26 protein-coding genes are annotated in these 24,430 nt (G+C 42.5%); 21 read left to right on the top strand and 5 right to left on the bottom strand.

All coding sequences use genetic code 11. The annotated features are described in order from the left end of the window. Positions 1-31 precede the first annotated feature (31 nt). Both dnaN and dnaA read right to left on the bottom strand, forming a co-directional pair. The gene (gene dnaN, locus AC07VD_RS05260; RefSeq protein ID WP_003226811.1) at positions 32-1,168 is read right to left on the bottom strand and encodes a DNA polymerase III subunit beta; all 1,137 of its coding nucleotides are present in this window, start codon (positions 1,166-1,168) and stop codon (positions 32-34) included. Between the two features lie 188 nt (positions 1,169-1,356). Then, positions 1,357-2,697, bottom strand: coding sequence for a chromosomal replication initiator protein DnaA (gene dnaA / locus AC07VD_RS05255; protein ID WP_003242674.1), 1,341 nt, complete (start codon positions 2,695-2,697; stop codon positions 1,357-1,359). Between the two features lie 626 nt (positions 2,698-3,323). Between dnaA and rpmH the strand changes: the two genes are divergently transcribed. The 8 genes from rpmH (at position 3,324) to noc (ending at position 10,816) form a co-directional block, all read left to right on the top strand. Beyond that, the gene (gene rpmH, locus AC07VD_RS05250) at positions 3,324-3,458 is read left to right on the top strand and encodes a 50S ribosomal protein L34 (protein ID WP_003178075.1); all 135 of its coding nucleotides are present in this window, start codon (positions 3,324-3,326) and stop codon (positions 3,456-3,458) included. Between the two features lie 151 nt (positions 3,459-3,609). Beyond that, a complete protein-coding gene (gene rnpA, locus AC07VD_RS05245; protein ID WP_003242628.1) occupies positions 3,610-3,960 on the top strand; it encodes a ribonuclease P protein component in 351 nt (116 codons plus the stop codon). Positions 3,961-4,104: 144 nt separating this feature from the next. Next, complete coding sequence (spoIIIJ, locus tag AC07VD_RS05240; RefSeq protein ID WP_010886648.1) at positions 4,105-4,890, top strand: YidC family membrane integrase SpoIIIJ; 786 nt, start codon at positions 4,105-4,107, stop codon at positions 4,888-4,890. After that, positions 4,887-5,513: an RNA-binding cell elongation regulator Jag/EloR gene (jag, locus tag AC07VD_RS05235; RefSeq protein ID WP_003243764.1), complete on the top strand. Its 627-nt coding sequence runs from the start codon at positions 4,887-4,889 to the stop codon at positions 5,511-5,513. The genes spoIIIJ and jag overlap by 4 nt, the downstream gene beginning before the upstream one ends. 310 nt (positions 5,514-5,823) lie before the next feature. Continuing rightward, positions 5,824-7,203, top strand: a complete 1,380-nt coding sequence (gene mnmE, locus AC07VD_RS05230; RefSeq protein WP_137201153.1) for a tRNA uridine-5-carboxymethylaminomethyl(34) synthesis GTPase MnmE — start codon at positions 5,824-5,826, stop codon at positions 7,201-7,203. A gap of 20 nt (positions 7,204-7,223) precedes the next feature. Next, complete coding sequence (mnmG, locus tag AC07VD_RS05225; protein ID WP_003226825.1) at positions 7,224-9,110, top strand: tRNA uridine-5-carboxymethylaminomethyl(34) synthesis enzyme MnmG; 1,887 nt, start codon at positions 7,224-7,226, stop codon at positions 9,108-9,110. 13 nt (positions 9,111-9,123) lie between these two features. Then, entirely contained in the window at positions 9,124-9,843 is a 720-nt protein-coding gene (gene rsmG / locus AC07VD_RS05220; RefSeq protein WP_015250777.1) for a 16S rRNA (guanine(527)-N(7))-methyltransferase RsmG, read from the top strand. 121 nt (positions 9,844-9,964) lie between these two features. Beyond that, on the top strand, positions 9,965-10,816 hold the full coding sequence (gene noc, locus AC07VD_RS05215) for a nucleoid occlusion protein (protein WP_015250778.1): 852 nt from the start codon (positions 9,965-9,967) through the stop codon (positions 10,814-10,816). Positions 10,817-10,866: 50 nt separating this feature from the next. Here noc and AC07VD_RS05210 read toward each other — a convergent pair whose 3' ends face one another. Next, entirely contained in the window at positions 10,867-11,307 is a 441-nt protein-coding gene (locus AC07VD_RS05210; RefSeq protein WP_015250779.1) for a PH domain-containing protein, read from the bottom strand. A gap of 247 nt (positions 11,308-11,554) precedes the next feature. Here AC07VD_RS05210 and soj point away from each other — a divergent pair, with 247 nt between their 5' ends. Both soj and spo0J read left to right on the top strand, forming a co-directional pair. Further along, on the top strand, positions 11,555-12,316 hold the full coding sequence (gene soj / locus AC07VD_RS05205; protein WP_003219244.1) for a sporulation initiation inhibitor protein Soj: 762 nt from the start codon (positions 11,555-11,557) through the stop codon (positions 12,314-12,316). Beyond that, positions 12,309-13,157: a stage 0 sporulation protein Spo0J gene (gene spo0J, locus AC07VD_RS05200; protein ID WP_003226832.1), complete on the top strand. Its 849-nt coding sequence runs from the start codon at positions 12,309-12,311 to the stop codon at positions 13,155-13,157. Before soj ends, spo0J begins: the two co-directional genes overlap by 8 nt. 38 nt (positions 13,158-13,195) lie before the next feature. Here spo0J and yyaC read toward each other — a convergent pair whose 3' ends face one another. Further along, entirely contained in the window at positions 13,196-13,813 is a 618-nt protein-coding gene (gene yyaC, locus AC07VD_RS05195) for a spore protease YyaC (RefSeq protein WP_003243890.1), read from the bottom strand. A gap of 440 nt (positions 13,814-14,253) precedes the next feature. On the opposite strand from yyaC, the gene AC07VD_RS05190 reads away from it, so the two are divergent. The 11 genes from AC07VD_RS05190 to AC07VD_RS05140 all read left to right on the top strand — a co-directional run bounded on the left by AC07VD_RS05190 (position 14,254) and on the right by AC07VD_RS05140 (position 22,916). Beyond that, positions 14,254-15,270 carry a YkvI family membrane protein gene (locus tag AC07VD_RS05190; RefSeq protein ID WP_010886647.1) on the top strand — a complete coding sequence of 339 codons (1,017 nt, stop codon included), beginning with the start codon at positions 14,254-14,256 and terminating at the stop codon, positions 15,268-15,270. Positions 15,271-15,363: 93 nt separating this feature from the next. Continuing rightward, positions 15,364-15,570: a DUF951 domain-containing protein gene (locus AC07VD_RS05185; RefSeq protein ID WP_003226838.1), complete on the top strand. Its 207-nt coding sequence runs from the start codon at positions 15,364-15,366 to the stop codon at positions 15,568-15,570. A 50-nt stretch (positions 15,571-15,620) separates the two neighbouring features. Continuing rightward, positions 15,621-17,624 carry a molybdopterin-dependent oxidoreductase gene (locus AC07VD_RS05180; protein ID WP_212128724.1) on the top strand — a complete coding sequence of 668 codons (2,004 nt, stop codon included), beginning with the start codon at positions 15,621-15,623 and terminating at the stop codon, positions 17,622-17,624. A gap of 126 nt (positions 17,625-17,750) precedes the next feature. Continuing rightward, entirely contained in the window at positions 17,751-18,851 is a 1,101-nt protein-coding gene (gene ychF, locus AC07VD_RS05175; RefSeq protein WP_494721514.1) for a redox-regulated ATPase YchF, read from the top strand. Between the two features lie 110 nt (positions 18,852-18,961). After that, entirely contained in the window at positions 18,962-19,249 is a 288-nt protein-coding gene (rpsF, locus tag AC07VD_RS05170; protein WP_024571351.1) for a 30S ribosomal protein S6, read from the top strand. A gap of 40 nt (positions 19,250-19,289) precedes the next feature. After that, entirely contained in the window at positions 19,290-19,808 is a 519-nt protein-coding gene (gene ssbA, locus AC07VD_RS05165) for a single-stranded DNA-binding protein SsbA (protein ID WP_003219228.1), read from the top strand. A gap of 43 nt (positions 19,809-19,851) precedes the next feature. Continuing rightward, positions 19,852-20,091: a 30S ribosomal protein S18 gene (gene rpsR / locus AC07VD_RS05160; protein ID WP_003219224.1), complete on the top strand. Its 240-nt coding sequence runs from the start codon at positions 19,852-19,854 to the stop codon at positions 20,089-20,091. 63 nt (positions 20,092-20,154) lie between these two features. Beyond that, complete coding sequence (gene xth / locus AC07VD_RS05155) at positions 20,155-20,913, top strand: exodeoxyribonuclease III (RefSeq protein WP_003226843.1); 759 nt, start codon at positions 20,155-20,157, stop codon at positions 20,911-20,913. A gap of 59 nt (positions 20,914-20,972) precedes the next feature. Next, entirely contained in the window at positions 20,973-21,908 is a 936-nt protein-coding gene (gene ccpB, locus AC07VD_RS05150) for a transcriptional regulator CcpB (protein ID WP_212128726.1), read from the top strand. 55 nt (positions 21,909-21,963) lie between these two features. After that, entirely contained in the window at positions 21,964-22,344 is a 381-nt protein-coding gene (locus AC07VD_RS05145) for a VOC family protein (protein WP_076457323.1), read from the top strand. A gap of 17 nt (positions 22,345-22,361) precedes the next feature. Then, on the top strand, positions 22,362-22,916 hold the full coding sequence (locus tag AC07VD_RS05140) for a sugar O-acetyltransferase (RefSeq protein WP_032722825.1): 555 nt from the start codon (positions 22,362-22,364) through the stop codon (positions 22,914-22,916). Positions 22,917-22,949: 33 nt separating this feature from the next. Here AC07VD_RS05140 and AC07VD_RS05135 read toward each other — a convergent pair whose 3' ends face one another. Further along, positions 22,950-24,305, bottom strand: a complete 1,356-nt coding sequence (locus AC07VD_RS05135) for an MFS transporter (protein WP_014481501.1) — start codon at positions 24,303-24,305, stop codon at positions 22,950-22,952. Positions 24,306-24,430: the final 125 nt, after the last annotated feature.

The following is a 24,430-nucleotide window of genomic DNA, read 5'->3' as shown; positions in this document are numbered from 1 at the left end:
GCTGCCGACAAGTCGGCAGCAGTGTATCGGATTAATAGGTTCTGACAGGGAGGATAAGCTGTACAATCGTTTCATCATTCGGCGTGCGAATTAAGAAAGGTCTCATTGCACCTGTAAAGCTTACGCGTATTTCTGCTCCTTCAAGCACCTTTAGTGCATCCAGCATATATTTTGGACTAAAAGAGATATTTAATTCCTCACCTTCAATTTGATCCGCAGCAATTGCTTCCACAACTTTACCGATTTCCGGTGAATTGGAAGAAATTTCGATGGATTCAGCCGGTTTTGCGGACAGTTTTACAACGTTGTTACGTCCCTCTCTAGCTAAAAGAGATGCACGATCAATGGCCTGAAGGAATTCTTTTGTGTTCACAATGATTTCTGTTTTGCTGTCTTGCGGAATCAGGCTGGTTGTGTCTGGATAATTCCCGTCCAGAAGCCGTGAAAAGAATAAGACGTTTTTCGCTTTAAACAGAACTTGGGTTTCTGTGATGACGATATCTACAAGTTCCTGGTTGTCATCTAAAATCTTGCTGAGTTCAGTTAAACTTTTTCCCGGAATCACGACGTTATAAGATCTGTCTTCTGGAATATCAAGTTTCGCCTTTCTTAATGCAAGACGGTGGCTATCCGTTGCAGTGCATAATAATTCACTTTGCTCCACTTTCCAGTTTACACCTGTCAAGATAGGGCGTGTTTCTGAGGTGGACACTGCAAATACTGTTTGTCTGATTAGATTTTTTAACAAATCAGTTGGGATCTGAATCGCATGATGCTCTTCAATCTGCGGCAAGTGCGGATACTCGTCAGCATCCAGTCCGTTTAGATTAAATTCAGCTTTACCAGAACGGATAATCGTCAAATACTGATTTTGGACTTCGATTTCTACAGTTGCCATCGGCAATTTTTTTACAATTTCACTAAAAAAGCGAGCCTGTAAAACGATGCTTCCGGGCTGTTCAATAGTGACGATTTCTTTATCTCCTTCTTCTTTTGGAATGAAGGATTCAATAGAAATATCTGAGTCACTCCCTGTAAAGGATACTCCATCATCTGATGCAACAATTTTAATACCAGTCAGAATGGGAATCGTGGTTCTGGATGAAACTGCTTTTAATACATCTTGGACACTTTCAACAAGACGATCTTTTTGAATCGTGAATTTCATTTTTATCCTCCTAACGGATAATGTATTAATATATATATTTATAAAAAATAGTAGAAGTAATAGTAGGGCCTGTGGATTTGTGGATAAGTTGTGAAAAAGACAGGAAACACAGCCTATCCACATGTGGACAGACTGTGTATGACTTCCGAAAAGTTATTCACACTTTCCCCGATTGATCCCTGGTCCTGCTATTTAAGCTGTTCTTTAATTTCTTTTACATGCTGCTGAAGCTGTTCATCATCTGCCAGCAGTTTTGAAATTTTTTCATGCGCATGAATAACGGTCGTATGATCACGTCCTCCAAACTCTTCACCGATTTTAGGAAGAGAGGAATCAGTCATTTCCCTTGATAAGTACATGGCGATTTGACGCGGAAAAGCTACTGACTTTGTCCGTTTTTTTGCTTTGAAATCCTCGAGTTTAATATTAAATTGCTGGCCTACTACCCTCTGAATTTCCTTTATCGTAATGACTTTCGGTTTTGAGGAAGGAATAATATCTTTCAACGCCTCAGCGGCCAGATCAGCATTAATATCTTTATTAATTAAAGATGAATAAGCGACAACTCTGATTAATGCGCCTTCGAGTTCCCGAATATTGCTGTCGATTTGATTCGCGATGTAAAGCATAACCTCGTTCGGAATATCGAGGCCTTCTGCTTTGGCTTTTTTTCTTAAAATTGCAATTCTCGTTTCTAGATCAGGCGGTGTGATATCTGTAATAAGTCCCCATTCAAAACGTGAGCGCAATCTGTCCTCAAGTGTCGGAATTTCCTTTGGCGGTCGGTCACTTGAAATGACGATTTGTTTGCTTTCTTCGTGCAATGTGTTAAATGTATGGAAAAATTCTTCCTGGGTTTGTTCTTTCCCCGCTAAAAATTGAATATCATCTATCAAAAGCACATCAACATTTCGATAGCGATTGCGGAAGTCGACGGCTTTATTATCTCGGATAGAGTTGATGAATTCGTTTGTAAATTTCTCAGAAGACAGATAAACCACTTTGGCAGAAGGATTATGATCTATTACATAATGGCCGATCGCATGCATTAAGTGCGTTTTCCCTAAGCCGACGCCCCCATAGATAAATAAAGGGTTGTAAGCTTTCGCGGGTGCTTCCGCTACTGCGAGGGAAGCAGCGTGTGCAAATCGGTTTCCAGATCCGATGACAAAAGTATCAAAAGTATATTTTGGATTGAGCATATTTTGAGGAAAATCAGATGTATCTTCTTTGACCGCTTTTTTGACTTGCGGTTTCGGCATAAAGTCCTCAACATCTTGATTTTGAGGAATGACAAACTTAATGCTCAATTCTTCCCCGGTTAATTCATATATAGTATCTGCAATCAGATGCAAGTATCTGGACTCCAGCCAGTCTCTGGCAAATTCATTGGGAGCCGTGATCGTTAATGTATCGCCTTGCAGTGAGTGGGCTTTGGTTGACTTCATCCAAGTCTCAAAACTCGGTTTGCTCAACTTTTTTTCGATTTGAGCAAGGGCTTGGTTCCACAGGTCTAATATATTTTCCATCTTCCGGCACGTCCCTCCTTTTCATAGAAAATGTTGTCTTTCTCTGTTATAGAACACAAAAAAAGAGCAAATGGCGCTTACCATTCGTACACATTAAATGTTGAAAACATATAATATAGTAGATAAATAGCTTTTCGACAAATTTCACAACTTGTGGACAACCTTCTACACAAGCTGTGTGAAATCAATCCACAACTTATCCACACTTTGTGGATAAAGAGGGAAGGTAGTATTAGTAATCAAGAGTTAAAACACAAATATAATACCAAAATAAACGAGAGCTTGCAATGGTTGTCACAATCTTATCCACAAAGCGGACAACCTGTTGAAAAAACCTTGTCCACAGGGGTTGGTAATGTGAAAATATTGTCGATAACCTCTGTGGATACTAAAAAAAGCCGAAAAAGATATCCACATGCGTGATTTTAGGGGCAAATTATTTGGATTTGTCTTTTTTCCGTAAAATTAAGGAATCTAAAAAATAAGGTTTCGAAAGTTGAAAAGGTATGGTATCCTATTATGGTTGCAAGAAATAAAAGCACTAGTGAAGTTGACAATGAATAGGTAACGCAAATATAATAAGTAAGACTGTCTTTAACAGCTATTCCTCGAGGGAGGTGTCATAAATGAAAAGAACATTCCAACCGAATAACCGTAAACGCAGCAAAGTTCATGGCTTCAGAAGCCGTATGAGTTCAAAAAACGGTCGTCTAGTTTTAGCACGCCGTCGCCGCAAAGGCAGAAAAGTATTATCAGCTTAGGCCACTGAATAATGTCAGTGGTCTTTTTTCACGTTATGGGAAAAGATAGATGTGATGCGTAATGAACCGGGGCATGCTTCCTGGTTCAGATGCATCTCATGTTCATAATAAATTTTAAAAGTTTCTGCCAGCCAGTATCGGAGTGAGTCATTTGAAGAAGCGAAATCGTTTAAAGAAAAATGAAGATTTTCAAAAAGTGTTTAAACATGGGACATCAGTTGCAAACCGCCAGTTTGTCTTATATACGCTTGATCAGCCTGAAAATGATGAACTGCGTGTCGGGCTTTCCGTCAGCAAAAAAATTGGCAATGCTGTGATGCGAAATCGGATCAAACGTTTGATTCGGCAGGCCTTTCTTGAAGAGAAAGAGAGACTGAAGGAAAAGGATTACATCATTATTGCCAGAAAACCGGCGAGCCAGCTGACATATGAGGAAACGAAAAAAAGTCTGCAGCATCTATTCAGAAAGTCTTCATTATATAAGAAATCTTCGTCAAAGTAGGCATCACCACTGCTTTCTTACAACTTTTAAAAGCGCTTCCTTTCTGGTTGATCAGAAAAAGACACCATTTAAAACTGAAAGATGCTAAAATACATACAAGTATGCTTTGCAATAAAAGAGTGTAAAGATTAATTATAGGAGGAAATGTTGTTGAAAAGGAGAATAGGGTTGCTATTAAGTATGGTTGGCGTATTCATGCTTTTGGCTGGATGCTCGAGTGTGAAAGAGCCGATCACTGCAGATAGTCCGCATTTCTGGGACAAGTACGTAGTATATCCATTGTCTGAGCTCATTACGTATGTAGCGAAATTGACGGGAGATAACTACGGGCTTTCAATTATTCTAGTTACCATTTTAATTCGTTTATTAATTTTACCGCTGATGATTAAGCAGCTGAGAAGTTCGAAAGCGATGCAGGCTTTACAGCCGGAAATGCAAAAGCTTAAAGAAAAATACAGCTCAAAGGATCAAAAAACGCAGCAAAAGCTTCAGCAGGAAACAATGGCGTTATTCCAAAAGCATGGTGTCAATCCATTGGCGGGATGTTTCCCGATTTTGATCCAGATGCCGATTTTAATTGGATTCTATCATGCGATCATGAGAACCCAGGCGATTTCAGAGCACAGCTTCTTATGGTTTGACTTAGGAGAAAAAGATCCTTACTATATCCTTCCTATCGTTGCCGGTGTCGCTACATTTGTTCAGCAAAAACTGATGATGGCGGGCAATGCGCAGCAAAATCCGCAAATGGCGATGATGCTTTGGATTATGCCAATTATGATTATCGTATTTGCGATCAACTTCCCGGCGGCTCTTTCTCTTTATTGGGTAGTCGGTAACTTGTTTATGATTGCGCAAACTTTCCTCATTAAAGGACCTGATATTAAAAAAAATCCTGAGCCGCAAAAAGCCGGAGGAAAGAAAAAGTGAGGAATGTGACTGCTGCAGGGCGAAATGTCGATGAAGCAGTACAGTCCGGATTGCAAGAGCTGGGATTAACGAAGGATAAGGTAGAAATTACTGTTATTGAAGAGGGAAACAAAGGGTTTCTCGGCATTTTCGGCAAAAAGCCTGCGATCGTAAAGCTGGTTGAAAAGATTGATCCGATTCAGCAAGCGAAGTTATATCTTCAAACGATCGCCGAAGCCATTGCCGGGAAGTCTGATGTGACTGTTCAAGAAAGCAAAAAGACAGTGAGATATCATATAACAGGTGAAAAGGCAGCATTGTTGATTGGGAAAAGAGGACAAACCTTAAACGCCCTTGAAACTCTGACACAGCTTGCCCTTAACCGTTATCCAGGCCAATACAAAAATGTGACGGTGGATGCAGAAAACTATCGTTTGAAAAGAAAAGAAACACTGAGCCAGCTGGCCATCAAGCTTGCTGACCAAGTTTTGAAAACGAAAAAATCCATCCAGCTTGAGCCTATGCCGTCCAGCGAAAGAAAAATTATTCACGATACTCTTTCTGGATATGCAAACCACCAGATCAAAACATATTCAATGGGTGAAGGCGAAAATCGTCATCTCGTTATTTCCCATAAAAGATAGCATAAAACCGAAGTCCGATAAAAATTGGATTTCGGTTTTTTTGTATCCGAAAAATCTACTTTTCCTAGTAATATCAAGGTTTTGCCGTTTAAGTTTTTTCTTTTTAGGTGTATCCTGTTGATAAAAAGGAAGTTCAGGAAATAAAATTAATTGTTATTCACATGTGGATAAGTTAAAGTAATAAGGGACGAATTTCTATTTCTGTGGATAACAAATCTTCCACTTCGAACCAAACTATGTTATCTTTTAGTTTTGGCATAATAAAAATTTTTTTATATAGATGAAGTATAAGTAAAGAGAGGTGAACAACATGGATACAATTGCGGCAATTTCCACACCGATGGGAGAAGGCGCGATTGCGATTGTACGGTTGAGCGGACCAGAAGCCATTCAAATCGCAGATAAAATTTATAAGGGACCGAAGGGGAAAACACTCAGCTCGGTCGAATCACATACGATTCATTATGGTCATATCGTAGACAGACCTTCGGATCGTGTCGTTGAGGAAGTAATGGTATCAGTGTTAAAAGCGCCGAGAACTTTTACGCGAGAAGATGTCATCGAGATTAACTGTCACGGGGGAATTGTGACTGTGAACCAAGTGCTTCAGCTTGCATTAAGAGAGGGAGCGAGACTGGCAGAGCCAGGTGAATTTACGAAACGTGCGTTTTTAAACGGCCGAATCGATCTTTCACAGGCGGAAGCGGTTATGGACTTAATCAGAGCGAAAACGGACCGGGCAATGAACGTTGCTATGAATCAAATGGAAGGGCGTCTTTCTGCTTTGGTGCGCCGTTTGCGCAGTGAGATTTTAGAAACACTGGCCCATGTTGAGGTGAATATCGATTATCCGGAGTATGATGATGTAGAGGAAATGACGCATCAGATTTTAGTCGAAAAGGCAACCGCCGTGAAAAAGGAAATTGAGGCGCTGCTGAGGACTTCTGAGCAAGGAAAAATCTTACGTGAAGGTCTTTCTACCGTCATTATCGGCCGGCCAAACGTAGGAAAATCATCTCTTCTGAACAGCCTCGTTCATGAGGCAAAAGCCATTGTAACCGATATTCCCGGAACGACACGGGATGTGATTGAGGAATACGTGAATGTAAGGGGCGTCCCGCTTCGTCTGGTTGATACAGCAGGTATTCGTGAAACAGAGGATATTGTTGAGCGAATCGGTGTTGAACGTTCTCGCCAGGTTCTAAAGGAAGCGGACCTGATTTTACTTGTGCTTAATTATAGTGAAGAGCTTTCTGATGAAGACGTGAAGCTTTTTGAAGCCGTTGATGGCATGGACGTTATCGTGATTTTGAATAAGACTGACCTTGAGGCGAAGATTGACACTGAACGTGTCCGTGAGCTTGCCAATGGACGTCCAGTTGTTACGACATCTCTTTTAAAAGAGGAAGGCATCAATGATCTGGAAGAAGCGATTCAATCGCTGTTCTACACGGGTGCCATTGAAGGCGGAGATCTGACTTATGTCAGCAACACACGTCACATCTCTATTTTACAGCAAGCAAAACGCGCCATTGAAGATGCGCTTAGCGGCATCGAACAGGATGTCCCGATCGACATGGTGCAAATTGACCTTACAAGATGCTGGGAGCTTTTAGGGGAAATCATTGGAGATTCTGTCCACGAAAGCTTAATTGATCAGCTCTTTTCTCAATTCTGTTTAGGAAAATAATAAAAGGAGGAACTAGAATCATGGGGTATGAAGCAGGCCAATACGATGTGATTGTGATTGGCGCCGGGCATGCCGGTGTTGAGGCTGCCCTCGCATCTGCACGCCAAGGCGCCAAAACGCTTGTCTTGACCATCAACCTAGATATGGTTGCATTTATGCCATGTAATCCGTCTGTCGGCGGCCCCGCAAAAGGGATTGTCGTCCGCGAAATTGACGCGCTCGGCGGAGAAATGGGAAGAAACATCGATAAAACGCATATTCAAATGAGAATGCTGAATACAGGAAAAGGTCCAGCGGTTCGTGCATTGCGTGCGCAAGCAGACAAATTCCAATATCAGCACGAAATGAAAAATACGCTTGAAAAAGAACCAAACTTAACATTGCTGCAAGGAATTGTGGAGCGGCTGATCGTTGAAGACGGCGAATGCCGAGGCGTTATTACACAAACCGGTGCACATTATCGTGCGAAAGCAGTTGTCATGACGACAGGGACATATTTAAGAGGACGTATTATTCTTGGCGATCTGTCTTACTCAAGCGGCCCAAATAACCAGCAGCCTTCTATTAAGCTTTCTGAGCATTTGGAGGAACTTGGTTTTGACCTTGTTCGTTTTAAAACAGGTACGCCGCCTCGCGTTAAAAGCGACACGATTGATTACAGCAAAACGGAAATTCAGCCTGGTGACGATGTGCCTCGCGCTTTCTCATATGAAACAGTGGAATATATCACAGATCAGCTCCCTTGCTGGTTGACATATACAAGCCCTGAGACACATGAGATTATTGACAGCAACCTGCACCGTTCACCGATGTATTCCGGTATGATCAAAGGTACGGGCCCAAGATACTGCCCATCCATTGAAGATAAAGTTGTCCGTTTTAATGATAAACCGCGTCACCAAATCTTCCTTGAGCCGGAAGGCAGAAATACACAGGAAGTCTATGTCCAAGGTTTATCTACAAGTCTTCCAGAAGACGTACAGCAAAGAATGCTTGCAACGATTCCTGGACTTGAAAACGTGCAAATGATGAGAGCCGGCTATGCGATCGAGTATGATGCAATCGTACCGACACAGCTCTGGCCGACACTTGAAACCAAAAAAATCACAAACCTTTATACTGCAGGCCAAATTAACGGAACATCCGGTTATGAAGAAGCTGCGGGACAAGGGATTATGGCGGGAATCAATGCAGGACGAAAAGCGCTTGGAAAAGAAGAAGTAATTCTAAGCCGTTCTGACGCCTATATTGGTGTTCTGATTGATGACCTTGTGACAAAAGGTACCAATGAGCCATATCGTCTTTTGACATCACGTGCTGAATACAGATTGCTGCTTCGACATGACAATGCTGATTTGCGTCTGACAGAAATCGGACACCGCATTGGATTGATTTCTGATGAGCGCTATGCGGCTTTTGAGAAGAAAAAAGCGGCGATCGAGGCGGAGAAAAAACGTCTTCATTCTGTAATTATCAAGCCGTCTCCGGAAAATCAAGAATATATCCGTTCTCTTGGCGGAAGCGAATTGAAAGATGGAGTTCGCGGCACAGACTTGATGAAGCGTCCTGAAATGAACTATGAAACAGTCACAAAACTGGCGCCGCCAGAAGTACCGGTTCCTCAAGACGTGGCAGAACAAGTAGAAATCCAAGTGAAATATGAAGGATATATTGAAAAATCTCTTCAGCAAGTGGAAAAACTGAAGAAGATGGAAAATAAAAAAATTCCAGATCGAATTGATTATGACGCAATTAAGGGGATTGCGACCGAGGCGCGTCAAAAACTGAAAAATGTACGGCCTTTGTCTGTTGCCCAAGCTTCCCGCATTTCCGGTGTAAACCCGGCGGACATTTCAATTCTATTGGTGTATTTAGAGCAGGGACGCATTGCGAAGATAGCCGAATAGAAAGGATGACGGCATGAATATTGAAGAATTTACTTCTGGTTTGGCGGAAAAAGGGATCTCCCTTTCTCCCCGTCAGCTAGAGCAATTTGAGCTGTATTACGACATGCTGGTTGAATGGAACGAAAAAATCAATCTGACTTCAATAACAGAGAAAAAAGAAGTGTATTTAAAGCATTTTTATGATTCCATTACAGCTGCTTTTTATGTCGACTTCAATCAGGTGAACACGATTTGTGATGTCGGAGCGGGAGCGGGTTTTCCAAGTCTGCCGATAAAAATATGCTTTCCGCACCTCAATGTCACAATCGTGGATTCACTGAATAAACGGATCACGTTTTTAGAAAAGCTATCTGAGGCTTTGCAATTGGAGAATACAACATTCTGCCATGACAGAGCTGAAACGTTCGGGCAACGGAAAGACGTGCGTGAAAGCTATGATATTGTGACGGCAAGAGCAGTTGCGAGATTATCTGTTTTGAGTGAGCTTTGCTTGCCTCTGGTGAAGAAAAACGGTTTATTTGTTGCTTTAAAAGCCGCATCAGCTGAAGAAGAACTGAATGCAGGCAAAAAAGCAATCACGACGCTTGGAGGAGAACTTGAGAATATCCATTCTTTTAAGCTGCCTATTGAAGAAAGCGATCGTAATATTATGGTGATACGCAAAATAAAAAATACACCTAAGAAGTATCCAAGAAAACCGGGAACTCCTAATAAATCGCCGATTGAAGGGTAATTTAGACAGCCTGATATGACAATACCATCATATTTTCATCAAAATTGATGGATGTACAGCAGGAAAAACCATGAGAAAATAGAATTATAAAAATGGCAGTTTTTAAAGGTGGTGTAGGTACATGAAGCATTCATTCTCTCGTTTCTTCGGGCTTGGTGAGAAGGAACAGGAGCCGGAGATTGCTGAACATGATACAAATAAAGAAGAGATTCTGGAAATACCGGTAAATGCTATCGTTCCCAACCGTTTTCAGCCACGCACCATTTTCTCAGATGAAAAAATCAAAGAGTTAGCAATGACCATTCATACACACGGCATTATTCAGCCGATTGTTGTTAGGCATACAGAAGAAGAAGGCCAATACGAACTCATTGCAGGTGAAAGACGCTGGAGAGCGGTGCAATCGCTTGAGTGGGAAAAGATTCCGGCAATTATTAAGGATTTTTCCGACACGGAAACCGCTTCTGTGGCGTTAATCGAAAACTTGCAGCGGGAAGAACTGTCTTCTATTGAGGAAGCGCATGCTTATGCTAGGCTGCTTGAGCTGCATGATTTAACACAGGAGGCACTCGCACAGCGCTTAGGAAAAGGGCAGTCTACAATCGCGAATAAGCTTCGGTTATTAAAGCTGCCTCAGCCGGTCCAAGAGGCGATTATGGAGAAGAAAATCACCGAGCGCCATGCCAGAGCGCTGATTCCGCTGAAACAGCCTGAGCTCCAAGTCACACTGCTCACAGAGATTATTGAGAAAAGTTTAAATGTAAAGCAGACGGAAGATCGCGTGGTGAAAATGCTGGAGCAAGGCAAGAGAAAGCCAAAGCCGAGACGCAAAGCATTCAGCAGAGATACAAGAATTGCGATGAACACGATTCGCCAGTCACTATCAATGGTGGAAGACAGCGGTGTAAAATTGAATACGGAAGAAGAAGAATTTGAAGAATATATTCAATTAACGATTCGCATACCAAAATAGAAGCTCTCCTGAAAAGCAGGAGAGCTTTTTATATTTTCAATAAAAGGTAATCACTTACTTTTAGTGAAAATTATTATATTAGAATTCTTTTCTTTGAGTTTGTGGATAAACTCTTCAGATTTTTGCGGTGAAATTACTGCATGTCCCCATCCCCCCTGATAATATATTGTGATGGCATGGCGAGAGCCGATCAGACGAAAACCGGACCATAGTTTCTTTTTTTGAACGACTTTATCGATTTTTTCATAAGGAATTTGATGTTTGATCAATCCGGCTTTAATGATCAGATGGTGTTCCTTCAATACATATTTTAGGTCAATAAAGCTCCAAATGATGAGTCCATTTAAAAGAGTCAGCAGAATAAAAATGATCCAGCCGGAAACTCTCATATTTCCCAGCACAAAAGGAACAATGGCATCTGCTTGTATCAGTAATATGAGAAACACAATCATCAGCGTAACGGGTACATCTCTCTTCGTTTGATAAACCATTTTCTCACCATCCTGTTTCCACGTTCTGTACTGTGACTTCTTCTTTTTTTCTTTAAGAAATTCCTTTTTTAAGTCAAAAAAACATAGAAATTGCAGAATTTATAAGAGAAAGCATAAAGCGTGCTTGAATTTTCAATTATTTCCCTTATGATTCGGAACAAAATGATGAAAAAAATGAAACGCTTTAATCTTTTTTTGATAGAATAGAAGCAAGATAGTACATGTTCATGTGAAAGTAGGTGACATCGTGGGAAAAATCATAGCAATTACGAACCAAAAAGGCGGGGTCGGCAAAACAACGACGTCTGTCAACCTTGGGGCATGTTTGGCTTACATAGGGAAAAGGGTTCTGCTGGTAGATATTGATCCGCAGGGAAATGCGACAAGCGGATTAGGGATTGAAAAAGCCGATGTAGAGCAGTGTGTGTACGATATTTTAGTAGATGATGCAGATGTAATAGATATTATTAAAGCAACGACAGTAGAGAACTTGGATGTGATTCCTGCGACGATTCAGCTTGCCGGGGCTGAGATCGAGCTGGTTCCTACAATATCAAGAGAAGTGAGATTGAAGAGAGCGCTTGAAGCAGTAAAGCAAAATTATGATTATATTATCATTGATTGTCCGCCGTCATTGGGCTTGCTGACGATTAACGCCCTTACTGCCTCGGATTCCGTTGTGATTCCTGTACAGTGCGAATATTATGCCTTGGAGGGGCTCAGCCAGTTATTAAATACAGTACGTCTTGTGCAAAAGCATTTGAATACTGATTTAATGATTGAAGGTGTATTGCTGACAATGCTTGATGCCCGGACAAACCTTGGCATTCAAGTGATTGAAGAGGTTAAAAAGTATTTTAGGGATAAAGTATATAAGACAGTTATTCCGCGTAATGTCCGTCTGAGTGAGGCACCGAGTCACGGAAAACCCATCATTTTATACGATCCGCGGTCAAGAGGTGCGGAAGTATATTTAGATTTAGCAAAGGAAGTGGCTGCGAATGGCTAAAGGCCTTGGAAAAGGGATTAATGCGTTATTTAATCAGGTAGATTTGTCTGAAGAGACAGTTGAAGAAATTAAAATTGCCGATTTACGCCCTAATCCTTATCAGCCAAGAAAACACTTTGATGACGAGGCATTAGCTGAACTAAAAGAATCTGTGCTGCAGCATGGCATTCTTCAGCCGCTTATCGTCAGAAAATCTTTAAAAGGCTATGATATTGTTGCGGGAGAACGGCGTTTTCGAGCGGCAAAGCTGGCAGGTTTAGATACAGTTCCGGCCATTGTCCGTGAATTATCAGAGGCGTTAATGAGGGAAATTGCTTTATTAGAAAACCTTCAGCGTGAAGATTTATCTCCGCTTGAAGAGGCTCAGGCATATGACTCCTTGTTGAAACACTTAGACCTCACGCAAGAGCAGCTTGCCAAACGTCTTGGGAAAAGCAGACCGCATATTGCGAATCATTTAAGACTGCTGACACTGCCAGAAAATATTCAGCAGCTTATTGCCGAAGGTACGCTTTCTATGGGACATGGACGCACGCTTCTTGGCTTAAAAAACAAAAATAAGCTTGAACCGCTGGTACAAAAAGTGATTGCGGAGCAGCTCAATGTTCGCCAGCTTGAGCAGCTGATTCAGCAGTTGAATCAGAATGTTCCACGTGAAACAAAGAAAAAAGAACCTGTGAAAGATGCGGTTCTAAAAGAACGGGAATCCTATCTCCAAAATTATTTTGGAACAACAGTTAATATTAAAAGACAGAAGAAAAAAGGCAAAATCGAAATTGAATTTTTCTCTAATGAAGACCTTGACCGGATTTTAGAGCTTTTGTCTGAACGAGAATCGTAAATGAAGAAACCATCTTTCAAGCGAAGATGGTTTTTGTTTTATATGCGCCCAGTGAGCCTTTGCAACGGGTTAAGGCGTTCTTGCCTCCACTCTGTCCGATCTGTTAAACTCAATCCTTCCGCGAGAACATTGGCCATATTCATGACCAAGTTGAGTCTTGTATTTTGCAATACAAAATATTCCATGAAACCGCTAACATTCACGATTCCGTTAATATGAAGATCTCCCACTTCAGGAAGGTCTTTTTGTACACCGGCTCCGGGCTTTAATGGCCCGTCCCCGATTTGAAATGAACCCACACTCTTAACGCGGCCTAAGCATGCATCGACTGCTATAACAAATGGGTTTTTATGTAATTTATGAATGTCATTGATTTTATCCTTCATGTTCACAGCATGGACGGGGTCAGATAAGGTTCCGTAGACATGGAATCTGGTGAGCTGCATCTGTTTGAGTTTCATTCCTACGAGCGGGCCCAATGAATCACCGGTTGAACGGTCTGTTCCGATACAAACCACAACAATTGGTTTGCCGGCAGCTTTACGTAAGGATGAAGAAAGGATGGTTTGGATTTGTTTTGCCGCTGCAGCATCTGTATGTGAAACATATTGCTTTACTCGTTCCTGAGAGGAAAAAAGCCCGCCTTTTCGATTCATGGGTTTCACTTCCTTGTTATAGTAGGTAACAGAATTGCTATGGTGTGTGTTTCGTTATGTAAGGTTGTTTACAGTATATCCAGCAGTACGGTTTTTTATGCTTTGTGTATGACACCGGAGATTTTAAAAAAGTAGAGGTTATTATGAATGGTTAGTGGGTGAATTATAAATATTGTCCCCCATTGCCTCGATCATGATCAAGCTACGGTCTGCTTACAAAACACTTTATAGATAGGAATGGTTAATGAGGTTCATTCCTTCATTCCACTGCAAAATGATATATTTTTAGACTGCCTCCATTAGCAGTCTTTTTTTATGTGTATTTCGTATGATAATTTCAGCTTTTGTTCAAATGTCTATGAAAATATGGCATTTTTGCTTTCCTTTATTTATATAGTAACAATAACGGGAACAAGCTGAACTTTGTCTATGAGGTGATAGTGTTGTGGAGAGCCGGAATGAAGTGGATGCTGCTCATATTAGGGAGCCTGATCGGGGCCGGATATGCGAGCGGTCAGGAGATATGGCAGTTTTTTGGGGCGGAAAGCGGACTTGCTATTGTGCTGTTTACAATCATGTTCATTTTCTCGTCTTATATTGTGATGAAAATCAGTTTTAAGGTTCAATCCACTCATTTTCTGCCGGTTCTGGAGCATTTAATGGGGCCATGGCTGGCGAAAATTTATGATGTCCTCATCATTTTTTATTTGTTTTCGACGACTATGGTGATGATTGCCGGAGGCGGTGTGACCCTGCAAATGTACAAGCTTCCTTTCTGGTGGGGAATCACGCTGATTTGCATCGTGACAGTGTGTTTGTTTTTGTGGGATGTGAAAGGAATATTATCTATAAATAGTATTTTGATTCCTGTGTTAGTAGCGGGGCTTTTATATGCGCTGATCTCCTTTCAGAGCACACATCACCATACGTGGACGATTGATTTGTCCCAGCAGTATAACTGGCCTGCGAGCATTACGTTTACCTCTTTAAACATCCTTTCAGTTGTTGCGATTTTATCCTCTGTTGGGAAAGAGATGAAAGGGCTCGGAGAAGCAAAAATCGCAAGTGTGGCAAGCGGTCTTATTTTTGGCGTGATCTCATTTGTTTATAATGAAACGTTGGTGGAGCTGGCGGGCTCCCTTTCTCAGTTTGAAATACCGCTGTTTGCCGTTCTGGAGGGTGCGCCTTATTTCCTTTTTTTATGTATGACGGCGGTGCTGTGCCTGGCGATTTACACAACGACGGTAGCTGGTTTGCTGGGGCTGTCCAGCCGGCTGATGGCGTTTATTCATATGCCTAGATGGATGATTGTGTTGATTTTGTTAGTGTTAATGGTACCTTTTACTTCTTTCGGATTTTCTGATTTGATCGCGTTCTTGTATCCGATATATGGGATGCTCAATTTGTATTTGTTAGTTTGTCTGCTCTTATATCCTATTTTGAGTAAATGGAAATAAGAGGATGGATTTCTTTTCGGGTATCTTGATTGCTCTTATGATCAGTTTTTTTGTACAATAGATACAGCAGTTTAGGAAAAGAGGTGAAGGGTCTTGGCGGATAAAGACTTTGGCCTGAATGATATCGTAGAAATGAAAAAACCGCATCCATGCGGAGCGAACAGCTGGAAAATTATACGCATGGGAATGGATATTCGAATTAAGTGTGAGGGATGCTCTCACAGTGTTATGATTCCGAGAAGAGAATTTGAAAGAAAACTAAAAAAAGTACTAGTCAAGCATGAGGAGCCTACTTCATAAATAGGCCGACACTCATGCTTTTTCATATAGAAGGTAAGGAGAAGACGGCGATGAGCAAAGTGCATCAGTCGGCATGTCCGCTGAATTGTTGGGACAGCTGCGGCTTTTTGGTGACTGTTGATGATGGAAAGGTAACAAAAGTGGACGGAGATCCAAACCATCCGATTACGGAAGGTAAAATCTGCGGCCGCGGCAGAATGCTTGAGACAAAAACAAATTCTCCTGATCGGCTTCGCTATCCAATGAAAAAACAAAATGGCGAGTTTGTGCGGATTTCTTGGGAGCAGGCACTTGATGAAATTGCCGATAAACTTCGGGAAATCAAGGAAACGTCGGAGACGACTGCTGTTTTGCACAGCCATGATTATGCGAATAACGGTCTGTTAAAAGCGCTTGATCAGCGTTTTTTTAATGGATATGGAGGCGTGACTGAAATCGTCGGAAGCATATGCTGGGGCTCCGGCATCGAGGCGCAAAGCTGGGATTTTGGCCGTTCGTACGGTCACGGCCCGCTTGATATTTACAACAGCAAGCATGTTGTTGTGTGGGGAAGAAATGTATCCAGAACAAATATGCACTTATACCATCACTTGCAGCAGGTGAAAAAGAAGGGCGCCACGATTACGGTGATTGATCCGATCTTCAACCCGACTGCTAAGCTTGCTGACCGCTATATCTCTGTAAAGCCTGGAATGGACGGCTGGCTTGCGGCAGCAGTTTTGAAGGTTCTGATTGAGACGGGAAGAACGGATGAAACGTTTATTTCTGAGCATTCTGTCGGTTTTGATGATGTGAAAGAGCTTTTGAAAACTGTTTCTCTGGAAGAGTTTATTGTGAAAACAGAAACTTCTATGGAGGAGCTGGAGTATCTGGCCGGTTTGTATGCTGATGGTCCGGTGTCTACTTTTATGGGGCTTGGCATGCAGCGATATAAAAACGGCGGCGGAACGATTCGTTGGATTGATGCACTCGTTGCGGCAAGCGGAAATGTCGGAATTAAGGGCGGCGGCGCGAATTTCGGAAATGTCCAGATTGGCGAGAGCTTTGCAAAAACAAAGCTGACGTTGCCGGAATTAAAAACAACATCACGTTCTTTTTCAATGATGACGCAGGCTGAAGAAGTGTTGACCGCTGCTGATCCTGCGATTGAGATGATTATTGTGACGTGCGGAAATCCGCTGACTCAGGTGCCGAATACAAATAAGGTGAGACAAGCTTTTGAAAAGGTTCCAATGACGGTTGCGATTGATTCCATTATGACAGATACCGCAAAGCTGTGTGATTATGTTTTGCCGACTGCCACTGTTTTTGAAGAAGAAGATATCTACTATTCCAGTATGTATCATCATTATGTTCAGTACGGGAAGAAGCTTGTGGAGCCGCAGGGTGAAGCGAAGTCGGACAGCTGGATCTGGTCAGAGCTTGCAAAACGCCTTGGATTTGGCGAGCTGTTTGAATACAGCACTCAAGAATTTTTAGAGATGGGGCTTTCTTCATTGGAAGCAGAGGGTGTGACACTCGAGCGTTTAAAAGAAAAAGGCCACCTCCCTCTTCCAGTAAAACAGGTGCCGTGGGATGATTATCAGTTTTTGACGCCGAGTGGAAAATTTGAATTTACTTCGTCGCTAGCTGAGCAAAAAGGATTTAGCGGCTCGCTTCAATTAAATGTGCCCGAAGAATCTGTTTTCCATAATGAGGAGTTAGCTGGAAAGTACCCTTATACGCTCTTATCCATTCATCCGCAGCGTTCCAATCATTCACAGCATGTGCCGTTTATTGAAAAGCTTCAGCACGTTCAGGTCGATATTTCTCCAGATATAGCGGCTGAGCAGGATCTTCAGGATGGAGACGAAGTTGTTATCTTTAATGACCGCGGACGCTTGAAGGGCAAGGTGAAAGTGATGAAGCAGGCTCATGCGAAGACGATTAATATAGATGAAGGCATGTGGGCGGCTTTTGGAGGGTCAGTCAATGCACTGACAAATGATACAAATTCTGATAATGGAATGGGAAGTACGCTTTTTGACTGTTTAGTAGGCTTGAAAAAAGCATAATCAAAGGGATTGGCAGGCTGAAAATGCTTTTTTGTCAGCTTGTCTTTTCCAGTGAACCTCCTTATAATTGCTCTAGGTTCAAAATACGTTCATACAATGACGGTTTTATATAGAGGAGATGAAAGAATGGCTTTAACAGCTGGAATTGTTGGTTTGCCGAACGTCGGAAAATCAACACTATTTAACGCAATTACACAGGCCGGTGCCGATTCAGCCAACTACCCGTTCTGTACAATTGATCCGAACGTGGGAATTGTAGAGGTACCGGATGATCGTCTGCAAAAGCTGACTGAGCTGGTCAACCCGAAGAAGACTGTGCCGACTGCTTTTGAATTCACTGATATTGCAGGGATTGTAAAGGGCGCATCTAAAGGAGAAGGACTCGGCAACAAGTTCCTCTCTCATATTCGCCAAGTTGACGCGATTTGCCACGTTGTCCGTGCTTTTTCCGATGACAACATTACACACGTTTCCGGAAAGGTTGATCCGATTGATGACATTGAAACGATCAACCTTGAGCTGATCCTCGCTGATATGGAAACGGTTGAAAAGCGGATTACACGCGTCAGCAAGCTTGCGAAGCAAAAAGATAAAGACGCTGTATTTGAGTTTGAGATTTTATCTAAACTGAAAGAAGCGTTTGAGAGTGAAAAGCCTGCTCGATCTGTAGAATTCACTGAAGAGCAGCAAAAGCTTGTGAAGCAGCTCCATTTACTGACTTCGAAGCCTATTTTGTACGTGGCCAACGTAAGTGAAGATGAAGTTGCTGATCCATCTGGCAATGAAAATGTAGCGAAGATTCGCGAGTACGCTGCCGGCGAAAACGCAGAAGTTATCGTTGTGTGTGCAAAAATCGAATCTGAAATCGCTGAGCTTGAAGGCGAAGAAAAGCAAATGTTCTTGGAAGAGCTGGGCATTCAAGAATCAGGTCTTGATCAGCTGATCAAAGCGTCTTACTCTCTTCTCGGCCTCGCAACATATTTCACAGCCGGAGAACAGGAAGTCAGAGCTTGGACATTCAAAAAAGGCATGAAAGCCCCTGAGTGTGCAGGAATTATTCATAGTGACTTTGAGCGGGGCTTCATTCGTGCTGAGACAGTTGCTTATGAGGATCTTCTTGCGGGCGGCGGTATGGCAGGAGCTAAAGAGGCAGGAAAAGTCCGCCTTGAAGGGAAAGAATATGTGGTCCAAGACGGAGATGTTATTCATTTCCGATTTAATGTATAGGATGCAGTTGTAAAGGGACAAGAGCTTTGGTATAATATAAAATTGTGAGTAATAGAATTATTGCTCCTTGCCCATTATGGGCCGCTTAGTCCAAAAGGAGGTGCAAACAGATGAGAAAGTACGAAGTTATGTACATTATCCGCCCAAACATTGACGAAGAGTCTAAAAAAGCAGTTATCGAGCGTTTCAACAACGTTCTGACTTCTAACGGTGCGGAGATCACTGGAACAAAGGATTGGGGTAAACGTCGTCTTGCTTACGAAATCAATGATTTCCGCGACGGTTTCTACCAAATCTTAAACGTTCAAGCTGACGCTGCGGCAGTTCAAGAATTTGACCGTCTAGCTAAGATCAGTGACGATATCATTCGCCACATTGTTGTTAAAGAAGAAGAATAAGCAATTTTGAAATATATAATGGTAAAAGGTGGTCTTTCTTATGCTTAACCGAGTTGTATTAGTCGGAAGACTGACAAAAGACCCAGAGCTTCGTTATACGCCAAACGGTGCGGCTGTTGCTACGTTTACTCTTGCTGTGAATCGTACATTTACGAACCAGTCCGGAGAACGTGAGGCCGATTTCATTAATTGTGTCACTTGGAGAAGACAAGCCGAAAACGTTGCAAACTTCTTGAAAAAAGGAAGCCTTGCAGGCGTAGATGGCCGTTTACAAACAAGAAACTATGAAAACCAGCAAGGACAGCGTGTCTTCGTGACAGAGGTCCAAGCTGAAAGTGTTCAATTTCTTGAGCCGAAAAACGGCGGCGGTTCTGGTTCAGGTGGATACAACGAAGGAAACAGCGGCGGAGGCCAGTACTTTGGCGGAGGCCAAAATGATAATCCATTTGGGGGAAATCAAAACAACCAGAGACGCAATCAGGGGAACAGCTTTAATGATGACCCATTTGCCAACGACGGCAAACCGATTGACATCTCGGATGATGATCTTCCATTCTAATGTGATTATCGCCTAAAATGAAAAAGAAAGGAGGGAAATGACAATGGCAGGAGGACGCAGAGGCGGTCGTGCGAAACGCCGTAAAGTGTGTTATTTCACTTCTAACGGTATCACGCACATCGACTACAAAGATGTAGATCTTCTTAAAAAGTTTGTTTCTGAGCGCGGTAAAATTTTACCACGTCGTGTAACTGGAACAAACGCTAAATACCAACGTAAATTGACTGCAGCGATCAAACGCGCACGTCAAATGGCTTTACTTCCATACGTAAGCGGTGAGTAAGCTGATACGTAAAGAGCAAGGACCTTCGGGTTCTTGCTCTTTTTTATAGAGGGAGGATGAAACATGAAGTTGATTTCATGGAATGTAAACGGCCTGCGGGCTGTGATGAGAAAAATGGATTTCCTCTCTTATTTGAAAGAAGAGGATGCAGATATTATATGTCTTCAGGAAACGAAGATACAGGACGGCCAGGTTGATCTCCAGCCTGAAGGCTATCATGTGTATTGGAATTATGCAGTGAAAAAAGGATATTCCGGCACAGCAGTTTTTTCTAAGCAAGAGCCGCTGCAGGTCATCTACGGTATCGGAGTAGAAGAGCATGACCAAGAAGGCAGAGTGATTACGCTGGAATTTGAAAACGTGTTTGTGATGACTGTTTACACGCCCAATTCCAGAAGGGGGTTAGAGCGGATTGATTACCGCATGCAATGGGAAGAGGCTTTATTGTCTTATATTCTTGAATTGGATCAGAAAAAACCAGTGATTTTATGCGGTGATTTGAATGTAGCCCATCAGGAGATTGATTTGAAAAATCCAAAGGCGAACCGGAATAACGCTGGATTTTCAGATCAAGAAAGAGGGGCATTCACTCGTTTCTTAGAAGCTGGCTTTGTTGATTCTTTTCGTCATGTTTATCCTGATCTTGAAGGCGCTTATTCCTGGTGGTCGTATCGTGCCGGCGCCCGGGACAGAAATATTGGATGGCGGATTGATTATTTTGTTGTTTCTGAAAGACTTAAGGAACAGATTGAAGATGCCAGCATATCAGCGGATGTCATGGGTTCCGACCATTGTCCTGTTGAACTTATCATCAATATATGATGAGATAGCAGTAAGGATTTTACACTTACTGCTTTTTTTATATGAAAAAGGAGAAAGAGATGGCAAATATAAAAGAGATTGCAAGACTGGCAAATGTATCTGTTTCGACTGTCTCGCGTGTATTGAATCATCATCCGTATGTGTCTGAAGAAAAGAGAAAGCTTGTTCAACAAGTCATGAAGGATTTGGATTATACACCAAATCGAACCGCAATCGATCTCATTCGCGGGAAAACCCATACGGTCGGTGTGATTCTGCCTTATAGCGATCATCCCTGCTTTGATAAAATCGTTAACGGAATCACCAAGGCGGCTTTTCAGCATGAGTATGCAACGACCCTCCTCCCCACCAATTATAACCCCGCTATTGAAATCAAATATTTAGAGCTGTTAAGAACGAAGAAAATAGACGGTCTCATCATTACTTCCCGCGCCAATCATTGGGACAGCATTTTAGCTTATCGGGAATATGGGCCGATCATCGCTTGTGAGGATACCGGAGACATTGATGTCCCTTGTGCTTTTAATGACAGAAAAGCTGCTTATGCAGAGAGTTTTCGCTATTTAAAGAGCCGCGGACATGAGAATATTGTTTTTACGTGTGTCAGAGAAGCTGATAGGAGCCCGAGCACGGCTGATAAAGCTGCGGCCTATAAAGCTGTCTGCGGAAGGTTGGAAGACCGCCATATGCTGTCCGGGTGCAACGATATGAATGATGGTGAGCTGGCAGCTGAACATTTTTATATGAGCGGACGGGTTCCGACTGCTATTTATGCAAATAGCGATGAAGTGGCAGCTGGAATTCATCTATTTGCCAAAAAGAATAATTGGGATGTTGAAATCATAGGCGAGGGGAATACTTCTATCAGCCGTGTTCTTGGTTTTCCGTCGCTTGATTTGAATCTTGAGCAGCTCGGCATCGCAGCATTTTCTCTATTTTTGCAGGATGAACCCGCTGATATCAAAATTCAGCATAAATTTAAGAAAAAAGCTTGAACTGAAATGCATTTCATACCTTATAACTTCATTGAAGGCGAAGGAGGAGGAAGAAATGCAGATTGAACATATAGCGGTCTGGGTCAATGATTTAGAGCGAATGAAATCTTTTTATGAAACGTATTTTAATGGCGAAGCGAATGATTTGTATCATAATGAGAAAAAAGATTTTAAGTCTTATTTTATTACGTTTGGTTCCGGAGCAAGGCTGGAAATTATGAAAAAAGGGAATGTGACTGATCCGCCCTCACAAACAATGACAGGCTGGGCACATATTGCTTTCTCCGTTGGGAGCCGGGAGAAAGTTGACGAACTGACTAATCGATTGAAGGCGGATGGTTTCGCAGTAGTAAACGGCCCGAGGACAACAGGAGACGGCTACTATGAAAGTGTGATTGAAGATGATGAAGGGAATTTGATCGAGATTACAATCTGACATCTGGAGTGACTTAAATGCTGAGGACAGAAAAAGAAAAAATGGCAGCTGGAGAATTATACAATTCGGAAGATCAACAACTATTACTAGAACGCAAGCATGCGAGACAGCTGATTAGACAATATAACGAAACACCGGAAGATGATGCAGTGCGGACGGAGCTTTTGAAGGAGCTGCTCGGTTCGGTTGGGGATCAAGTCACGATTTTGCCGACATTCCGCTGTGATTATGGCTATCACATTCATATCGGAGATCATACATTTGTTAATTTTGACTGTGTCATTTTAGATGTGTGTGAGGTGCGTATCGGCCGTCATTGTTTGATTGCGCCAGGTGTACATATCTACACGGCAGGTCATCCTCTTGATCCGATCGAAAGGAAATCCGGGAAGGAGTTCGGTAAGCCTGTGACAATTGGAGATCAAGTTTGGATTGGAGGCCGGGCGGTGATTAACCCGGGAGTGACAATCGGTGATAACGCAGTGATTGCGTCTGGATCTGTTGTCACTAAGGATGTACCAGCTAATACTGTTGTAGGCGGAAACCCCGCGAGGATTTTGAAGCAATTGTAATGAGATCAGTGCGGCAGATCCGCACTGACTTTTTTAAATCTGTTTTGCATTCGTATTAGGACCGAAGAAGATTAACAGCAAGGAGCACGCGAGCCAGCAGCCCCCAATAAATAAGAAGACGCTGATATAGCCGAGCTGAACGGCAATAAATCCGACAAGCAATGAGCCAAAAATGTTTGAAAAACGGCCAAGACCATAGGCTAAACCGCTGCCAGATGAGCGGTATTCAGTCGGATAAGGTTCAGATGTATAGGCGTATAAGTTCGAGGTAAAGACCCGTTCTGTGATATTCACGATAAAACCAAATACAATGATCATGATGGGAATAAAAGTCATACCATATAAGAGCCCGGCGATGGCCGTCAGAAACGCACTCGCAGCTAAAATCCATTTTCTTTGAAATCTTTCGGAAATCATGGAGCCGAGCAGTGCGCCAAGCGGAGCGCCGACGGAATGCAATACGTTATACCACAATGTATTTTCCATGGTGACGCCATTGCTTTTTAGCAGGCTTGGAACCCATGAGGCAAATCCGTAAAACCCAAACGTTTCAAAAATCCATACAGCAGATAATACGATGGTGATTTTAAGGTTTCTGCCTTTCAATAAGCCTGCGTAACCTGCATGCTGCTTAACAGTTTCGCTTACTTTAGGCTGGGATGCTGCCGGAAGCGGACCTTTCTCCTTTTCAACCTGTGCCTCAATTCGGTTGAGGATCGCATCGGCTTTCGCATATTCCCCGCGATTTTCGTGCCACCGAGGCGACTCTTCCAGCCGTCGAATAAAGAAAAAATAAATAAGGCCGACGGCACCCCATACAAACACAAGCCTCCATCCCCATGAACCAAGCGGAATGACAAAGGCAGACACAATGTTGGTGATCGGCACCCCGATCAATCCAATCATGGCACAAAAAGAAATATATTTTCCACGAACACTTGAAGGGAAAAATTCCGCCAAATAGCTATTCGTAATGACCATGGCGGCTGCAACGCCAAATCCGGTGAGGAAACGGAATGTCATTAAAGATGGAATGTCCCATGCCGCAGCATTGCATAGCGATGCGATTGAGAAAACAAAGACAAATAGATTTAAGGCTTTTTTGCGGCCGATTCTATCGGACAGCCGTCCGCCCAGTGAAGCGCCTAAAAACATGCCTAAAAACGAAGCGGCCGTTACGTTAGCAATAGTTGAAAGCGGGATGCCCCAATGCTCGATCAGTGCCGGCGCTACGTTGCTGAGGGTAAATAAATCTGCGAGATCAAAGAAATAAACAATGCCGAGAGCGGTTAACACTTGGAAATGAACGCGTGAAATCGGAAGGCGGTCTAAACGATTCGCTGCGTTTGAGAAAGGATGTGTATTCTTTTGTTTGAAGATCGTATTCATAAAAAACCCCCTTTTGAGTAGTGAGAAAAGACTGAAAATTCCCCTCTTGGGACTATTATAAGTATCTTGGTTCATTGGCAACAGAGTTCAAATCACTAGATGTAAGAACTAAATTCACACTTTAT

This window comes from Bacillus sp. GW821-FHT01G09 (assembly GCF_059422205.1).
The sequence above is the reverse complement of the archived record's forward strand: the minus strand, read 5'-3'. Positions and strand labels throughout refer to the sequence as shown.